Annotated in this window: 8 protein-coding genes; 3 read left to right on the forward strand and 5 right to left on the reverse strand. The window is 44.7% G+C overall.

Features of this window, described 5'->3' with window-relative positions; all coding sequences use genetic code 11:
* Positions 1-151: 151 nt before the first annotated feature.
* From QZX97_RS07400 to tgt, 5 genes are all read right to left on the reverse strand, one after another.
* Complete coding sequence (locus tag QZX97_RS07400) at positions 152-1,039, reverse strand: NAD(P)-dependent oxidoreductase (RefSeq protein ID WP_295664528.1); 888 nt, start codon at positions 1,037-1,039, stop codon at positions 152-154.
* Between the two features lie 4 nt (positions 1,040-1,043).
* Entirely contained in the window at positions 1,044-1,334 is a 291-nt protein-coding gene (locus QZX97_RS07405; protein WP_295664530.1) for a hypothetical protein, read from the reverse strand.
* A 762-nt stretch (positions 1,335-2,096) separates the two neighbouring features.
* Positions 2,097-2,996 (reverse strand): EamA family transporter, encoded by a 900-nt coding sequence (locus QZX97_RS07410; protein WP_295654324.1) that lies wholly within the window; start codon positions 2,994-2,996, stop codon positions 2,097-2,099.
* The gene (locus QZX97_RS07415) at positions 2,996-4,102 is read right to left on the reverse strand and encodes an LptF/LptG family permease (RefSeq protein ID WP_295664532.1); all 1,107 of its coding nucleotides are present in this window, start codon (positions 4,100-4,102) and stop codon (positions 2,996-2,998) included. Before QZX97_RS07415 ends, QZX97_RS07410 begins: the two co-directional genes overlap by 1 nt.
* A 1-nt stretch (position 4,103) precedes the next feature.
* Entirely contained in the window at positions 4,104-5,234 is a 1,131-nt protein-coding gene (tgt, locus tag QZX97_RS07420) for a tRNA guanosine(34) transglycosylase Tgt (RefSeq protein WP_295651116.1), read from the reverse strand.
* Positions 5,235-5,350: 116 nt separating this feature from the next.
* Between tgt and QZX97_RS07425 the strand changes: the two genes are divergently transcribed.
* The 3 genes from QZX97_RS07425 to QZX97_RS07435 all read left to right on the forward strand — a co-directional run.
* Positions 5,351-6,469: a glycosyltransferase gene (locus QZX97_RS07425; RefSeq protein WP_295651119.1), complete on the forward strand. Its 1,119-nt coding sequence runs from the start codon at positions 5,351-5,353 to the stop codon at positions 6,467-6,469.
* Positions 6,460-7,065 carry a sigma-70 family RNA polymerase sigma factor gene (locus tag QZX97_RS07430; protein ID WP_295664535.1) on the forward strand — a complete coding sequence of 202 codons (606 nt, stop codon included), beginning with the start codon at positions 6,460-6,462 and terminating at the stop codon, positions 7,063-7,065. Before QZX97_RS07425 ends, QZX97_RS07430 begins: the two co-directional genes overlap by 10 nt.
* A partial coding sequence (locus QZX97_RS07435) for an RsmG family class I SAM-dependent methyltransferase (protein ID WP_295664537.1) occupies positions 7,055-7,444 on the forward strand: 390 nt, incomplete at its 3' end. The genes QZX97_RS07430 and QZX97_RS07435, both read left to right, overlap by 11 nt.

A 7,444-nucleotide genomic window follows, 5' to 3' on the forward strand; every position in this document is an offset into this window, starting at 1 on the left:
AAAACCGGATCTTGGGTTTTTGGCCGAAATCAATCAGGTTTTCGATTTGAGCTAAAAGCTGAAAGCCAAAAGCACAAAGCTTTTTTGTTTTCAGCTTTCTCTTCGCTTTCAGCTTTATGCTTTTGGCTTTCCGCTTTAATTCGCTTTCCGCTCAAACCCCCGCATCATCACTCACCCCTTTCCCGAAAGCCTCTACCCAATCCCTGTCGCCGCCGCCTTTGGCTACGGCCGTTAATAAGCGGTTGTGGGCGAGGGTAGCCAGCGGCATAGGAGTTAGTGTCAACTGCGATAGTTTAAGGGCAAGGCGGGCATCTTTTAAACCCAGTTTCGCCTTGAAGCCTACAGGTTCATAAGTTTTATTGGCAATCAGCTTGCCATAGTTCTGGTAAATGGGCGCGTTAAAAATTGTCGAGCCAAAAAATTCTGCCACCTGTTTGCGGTCAAGCCCGCTTTTCTCAGCAAGGGTAAAGGCTTCGGCCATCAGCTCCAGCGAGGCGATGATCATAAAGTTGCCCGCCACCTTCAACACATTGGCCGCGCCAACGGCTTCGCCAAAATCGTACACGCCCTGGCCAAGCGCTTCCAATATGGACCGGGCCGCCGCCTTGGCTTCGGTATTGCCCGATGTACATACAAATAATTTCTTCGCGGCAGCAGCTTCAGGCCGGCCAAAAACAGGGGAGGCGATGTAGTGGTTCCCGGCGGCTTCATGTAGGGCTGCCAGCCGCCCCGACGTGTCGGGCGCAATGGTGCTCATCGAAATGTGTACGGCACCTTTCGCCAATGTTTTCAATACACCATCCCCTCCGCAAACAGCCTCGGTCAGTATCTCGTCTTCCGATAGCATGCTCACCACAAATTGCACATTCGCCGAGGCTTCGGCAGGAGTTTTGCAAACCGTAATAGCCGCCTGTTCGAGCGCCGAAGCCTTGGCGGCCGTACGGTTGTAAACCTGTAAATGATAACCTGCTTTGATCAGGTTTTGAGCCATGGGCAAACCCATGTTGCCTAAGCCAATAAATCCTATTTTGTTTTCCATAATGTTAGTGTAGATAGTCGCGGTCTTCGTCGCTTAGTGTATTGGATTTTGTGTTCGGGTGTTCGTCATCTTCATCATCCTCAGAATCCGTCTCAACTGTTCGGCGTTTGTTTGGCCGGGCTATCACTATGCCTGCCAAAAAGCTGGCAATGGTAACGACTAACAAAACCGAAAGTTTGGAAACAGCCACATCCGAAAAAAATAGGATGTTGAATTTCGCTTCCTGATTGTTCTGCATCAGCAGCACGGTAAGCAAAACAGCAACGGTTAGAAGGAAGATAATTTTTGTACGCATAATACACCCGGCTTAATAAAAATGGTGCCGCACGGTACGGCCGCTTAAGAAATCCAATAAGCCAATTTAGCATTTTTTTGTGGATGTGCCGTGCGCTGTTTTTAAAAGGCCGACTGGTGCTACGCCGGTATCCGATATTCAAAACTGAAACAATCATCGCCGGGCGATTTAAAGTTTAAAAAAATGCAAGTCAAAATCAATACAAATTGTTCGCTCCGAAAATCGGTAATGTATCCCGTTTGTTTTTGCTTTTTACATAAAACCAAATTTTGTACACTAAGCTATCCTTTTTTATGATAAAATAGTTTTTGTTGATTTAACGCATTGCAATTATCTGATTATAAGTAAGTAAAATGCATTTTTAAGTAGGTGTTTTTGATTATGCTAATTTATTTAGTTTTTCGGTGTTTTACTTACGCTTTAATTGTTTAACTGTTACTTTTGTTTGTGTTTATAAGTATACTGATTTATAGATAAATATATTTCGGTTAAATTTTTAAATAATCCACTTTTTTCAACCAAAAATAGGAACTAAAACGACTGTTTTACGGATGCGCTTACCCATCTGTTAAGCAAGCGATATCATACACTAAGTTAAATACCTGATTTTGCCCCTGTTTCAACGTAATTTATTGATTGGACAATGGTTACGTCTGCGATTTTTAAGCGCTTAAATCGCCTTAAAATGCGCCCTATGTATACGCAAAAATCTCCCCTACCCTCTTAGTTTTTTGGGGATGAGTAAAAAAAGAACTTGATTTTTTAGCGGCGGCGTTTGGCCAATTGCGTTTTGGCTACCGGGAACAGGAAAATGGTGGATAGGATAATGACGGCGCCCACCCAGAAACCGCCCGTCATTTTGTTCAAATCGCCAAAGAAAAAGAAAGCCATGATGATACCATAAACAGGTTCCAGGTTGGTGATGAGCGCCACCCTGAAGGCCGACAGTTCTTTCATTACCGATACCCCGGCCACGTAAGCCAGCGAGGTGCAAACGGTACCCAAAATCAACAGATAACCTATGTCCGACGGTACCAATTTCATGTTCGCATTGAAGCCGCCGGTAATCAAAAGGTACAATGATATCCAAAACAGCGCCCCCAATAATTCGTAAAAAGCGATTACCGGCGCTTCGCGTTGTTTCACTTGTTTGGAGTTGATAATGGAAAAAATGCTGGCGCAGCAAGCGCTCATCAAACCTAAAAATATACCCAAAGTGTATTGGGTTTCGAATTTAAAGATGAGTACGATGCCGCAGATGATAAGCAATCCGGCTATGATTTCCAGCTTCGAAATCCGGCTCTTATTGAACAAAGGTTCGAAGATTGCCGTGAACAAAGTCATCGACGAAAGGCATACCAACGTAACCGAAACGGTAGAAGATTTGATGGCCTGGAAGAACAAAATCCAGTGCCCGCCCACCAGCGCACCGGTAAAAAAAAGCCTTAAAAAAGCATCGCGGTTTACCTTAATAGCCGTGCGGTTAAACTTAAAATAAAGGAACAATGTGCTGAAGGCGATAACCACCCTATACCACACTAAGTACACCGAATGTACATGGATGAGCGCCCCCAAAATACTGGTAAACCCCCATATAAAAACCGTGAAATGGAGTATCACCAGGTTCTTGTTCAGAATGGGTTTGGCAACAGGGACAGGCATTATTTTGGCGCGTTACGTAAAAGGTAATAGCCCAAAATGCCAAACAAAACGTTGGTGATAAATACCGCGAGTATAGCCGGCAAGCCGCCCTTGGTTGCAAAAACAACCGCAAATCTGTCTACCACAATATAGGCAAAACACAGGAAAAACCCGATACCCAAAGGTAGTCCCACACCCCCGCGCACCTTGCGCGACGACAGGGCAACACCAATTAGCGTAAGTACGAAGGCTGCTAAAGGATGGGTGTAACGTTCATATTTCACCAGCAACATATCCTTCAAAGCCCCGGTGCTGCGCAGGTTTTCTTTTTCGATATTGGTATTTAATTCGCTTGTCGACATGGCCGTATACAGGTTGCTATGTCCGACAAAATCGTCAGGTACCATATCCAAAACAGTATCTTTTACTGTGCCGTTTACCATTTTTTCACGCAGGCCGTTTACGTATCTTACCGTAAAATTGTGTATGGTCCATACTCTGTGTTGCGGTTTCGACCGTAACGAATCGTAAGTTATGGTATTAGCGGTTAGTTTTTGCTTCATGTCACTGCCGTTAAATTTCTCCAACACAAACATATAGCCGTTGTGGGTATTCGGTTCGTAACTTTGCATGTAAACAAACGTGTGCGGATCTAACTGTATGTGCACATCGTTTTTGGTAGGGTCTTCAACCACCAGGTTGTACTTGTTTTCGAATACGTTTTTTAGCCGGTTGGTATAGGGTATCAAAAACAATTCAGCCAATAGGGCAATAACAAATATCAATGTTGCGCAAATAGCGTAGGGGCGTAAAAAGCGGTTAAAGCTGGCTCCGCTGGTTAAAATTGGTATAATTTCGGTTTGGTTGGCCATCTTGGCGGTAAAAAATATCACAGCCAAAAAGTTCATCAGCGGGAAAAGCATATCAATATAAAAAGGCACCGCGCCGGCATAATATTCAAAAATGATCTCGCTTACCGTGGCATGGCCCTTTATAAAATTATCCAGTTTTTCCGATACATCGAAAACCACGATGACCACAATAAAAATGGCTATGGTAAACACAAAGGTGCCCAGGTACTTCCTGATGATGTACCAATCGTAAACCTTGATGTATTTGTTTAACATGTTATAATCTTTGTGACAATGATTTCACCATGGTATTCTTCCAGGCATAAAATTCGCCCGATATAATTTTTTCGCGGGCCTGCTTTACCAGCCATAAATAAAAATGCAGGTTATGCAGGGTTGCTATCTGAGCGCCCAACATCTCGCCCGAATGAATCAGGTGACGAAGATAGGCTTTTGAATAATTGATATCGGCAAAGAGGTCGCTTTCGGCATCTATTGGCGAAAAATCGTCCTTCCACTTTTCATTTTTGATGTTGATGATACCGTTTCGGGTAAACAACATGCCGTTACGTCCGTTACGGGTAGGCATCACACAATCAAACATGTCTATACCCAAAGCAATATTCTCCAAAAGGTTCACCGGTGTGCCTACGCCCATCAAATAACGGGGTTTATCGGTAGGTAGTATATCGCAAACAACTTCCGTCATGGCGTACATTTCTTCGGCGGGTTCGCCAACCGAAAGGCCGCCTATGGCGTTGCCCTCGCGGCCGAATGAGGAGATAACCTCCGCCGATTTTTGGCGCAAATCTTTATAAACCGAGCCCTGCACAATAGGGAACAGGGTTTGGCTGTAACCATATTTAGGCTCGGTTTCGTCAAATCGGTCGCAGCAGCGTTTTAGCCAGCGGTGTGTCATATCAAGGCTTCGGCGTGCGTATCCGTATTCGCAAGGGTAGGGCGTGCACTCATCAAAGGCCATAATAATGTCGGCGCCAATAGTGCGTTGTATATCCATCACACCTTCGGGCGTAAACAAATGTTTTGAGCCATCAATATGCGAGCGGAAGGTTACACCTTCTTCCTTTATTTTGCGCACTTCTGTCAACGAATAGACCTGGTAACCACCGCTGTCCGTTAGTATGGGCCCGTCCCAACCATTAAATTTATGCAGGCCTCCGGCTTTTTCAAGTACGTCGAGGCCCGGCCGCAGGTATAAATGGTAGGTATTGCCTAATATAATCTGTGCTTTTATGTCGTCCTTCAGCTCGCGCTGGTGTACCGCTTTCACTGTTCCTGCGGTGCCCACGGGCATAAAAATGGGCGTTTGTATGGTGCCGTGGTCCGTTGTTATCTCGCCTGCGCGGGCTTTCGAGTTCGGATCGGATGCTTCTAGTTCGAATTTCATTTAATTGAGCAAAAATAGAAAATAAAGCCCTTATTTAGGTGTCGAATTATTTTATCATTAACACCCAAGTTTCGGTTCTTTTTTTAGAAATTTGATTGTTTAAACTATACCTTGTTTTGGAAATTTATATTCAGATATCCTTATTCGTAATTTTTCTGCTCTGTTTTATTTTTCAGCTGTTTTATCTTTTTACAAAACACAAGGTATTAGGGGCTTATCAGCCCGAAGACGCACTGCCGAAGGTATTGATACCTATATCCGTCATCATCTCGGCACGCAACGAATACGAAAACCTGAAACAAAATTTACCGATTATCTTAGATCAGGAATATCCTGATTTTGAAGTGGTGGTGGTTAACGATTGCTCATACGATCAGTCGGAACTGCTGTTGATGGAGTATGCCAAACAATACCCTAACCTTAAAATTGTTACTGTAAATGAGCACGAGCGTTTCAAAACTGCGAAAAAATTCGCGCTCACCCTGGGCATCAAAGCCGCCAAAAACGAACACCTGTTGTTTACCGATGCCGATTGCCACCCGGCTTCGGTGCATTGGATAAGCCGCATGGCTGCTAAATTTATTGGTGATAACAGCATTGTGCTGGGCTATTCACCTTATATCCGCAAACCCGGCTTCCTCAACCATTTCATCCGTTTCGAAACCATCAAAACCGCTGTCAACTACCTTTCGGCGGCTTTAAAAGGCGACGCTTACATGGGCATAGGCCGTAACCTGGCTTATACCAAAACTTTGTTTTTTAGCAATAAGGGCTTTGCGTCGCACATGCATGTGCTGGCCGGCGACGATGACCTGTTTGTAAACCAAAACGCCACGGCCGATAATGTGGCTATCGAAATACACCCCGAAGCGCATGTTTGGAGCGATGCCAAACGCGGATTTGGTCCCTATTATCGCCAAAAAAAGCGGCATATGGGCGTTGGTAAACTGTATAAAACCCGCCACCGGCAGTTTTTAACTTTAGATGCCCTTACAGGATTTTTGTTTTACGCGTCGTTGATAACTTGCCTTTTTTTACAATATGAGGTACTGTTGATACTGGGCTTTTTTGTTTTGCGCTTGCTGATACAGGTGCTGATCTATCGGAAAATATTTAAAAACTTGCGCGGCGCCGATTTAATTTGGTGGCTGCCCTTTTTTGATCTGATTTATTACCTATATTTAATCATATTTGGACTGATAGGTACCTTTACCAAAACCACTAAATGGAAATAAACGCTAATTTTTCGGACAACGCCAAAAACGACTTCAATTTGGTTGTCAGGGCGCGTGAGGGCGACCAAAAAGCCTATGCCGACCTGATGCACCGCTACAAAGACTCCATCTATTTTATGGCGCTTAAAATGGTGAACAACAAGGAAGATGCCATGGACCTTACCGTGGAAACCTTTGCCAAAGCCTTCGAAAAATTGGACAAATATCAGCCCGAGTTTGCTTTTAGTACCTGGTTGTTCAGGGTAGGCACCAATAACTGTATCGATTTTATCCGTAAAAAAAAATTGAACACCCAATCCATCAACGGGATGGTGGACGATGATGGGGATGAGCGTCCGCTGCAAATAAAATCAGATGCTTTGAACCCTGAGGAAGTGTCGATGAAGAAGGAGCAGACCCAAACCCTAAAGGTTTTGATCGACAGCTTACCATCGCGCTACCGCAATCTGATCGTGCTGCGTTATTTCGACGAGCTATCGTACGAAGAAATCTCAGAACAGCTCGATTTGCCTTTAGGAACCGTTAAAGCGCAACTTTTTAGGGCACGCTACTTGTTGGGCAACATCGTAAACGTACGTCAGCGCGATGAGATCTGATATCATTACAAAATATTTCCCCAATCTTACCCCGCAACAGCAAAGCCAATACGAACAACTGTTTGATCTGTACACTTATTGGAACAACCAGATCAATGTCGTATCCCGTAAGGATATTGATCTGCTTTTTGAACGCCATGTGCTGCACTCGCTCGGCATAGCCAAAGTAATGCCCTTTTTGCCCGGCAGCCTGGTGTTGGACGTTGGCACAGGCGGCGGTTTCCCCGGTATACCACTGGCCATCATGTTCCCCGAAGCGGGTTTTCATTTGGTCGATTCCATCGGCAAAAAGATAAAAGTGGTGAGTGAAGTGGCGTCGGCCATCGGACTGAAAAACGTAAAAGCATCGCACCTGCGTGCGGAGGATGTGCCCGGAAAA

This window comes from uncultured Mucilaginibacter sp. (assembly GCF_903893715.1).
Lineage (GTDB): Bacteria > Bacteroidota > Bacteroidia > Sphingobacteriales > Sphingobacteriaceae > Mucilaginibacter.

Bases quoted from the DNA above. Each gene is read 5' to 3' on its own strand.
- QZX97_RS07400 (WP_295664528.1), bottom strand. From the start codon at position 1,039: ATGGAAAACAAAATAGGATTTATTGGCTTAGGCAACATGGGTTTGCCC.
- QZX97_RS07405 (WP_295664530.1), bottom strand. From the start codon at position 1,334: ATGCGTACAAAAATTATCTTCCTTCTAACCGTTGCTGTTTTGCTTACC.
- QZX97_RS07410 (WP_295654324.1), bottom strand. From the start codon at position 2,996: ATGCCTGTCCCTGTTGCCAAACCCATTCTGAACAAGAACCTGGTGATA.
- QZX97_RS07415 (WP_295664532.1), bottom strand. From the start codon at position 4,102: ATGTTAAACAAATACATCAAGGTTTACGATTGGTACATCATCAGGAAG.
- tgt (WP_295651116.1), bottom strand. From the start codon at position 5,234: ATGAAATTCGAACTAGAAGCATCCGATCCGAACTCGAAAGCCCGCGCA.
- QZX97_RS07430 (WP_295664535.1), top strand. From the start codon at position 6,460: ATGGAAATAAACGCTAATTTTTCGGACAACGCCAAAAACGACTTCAAT.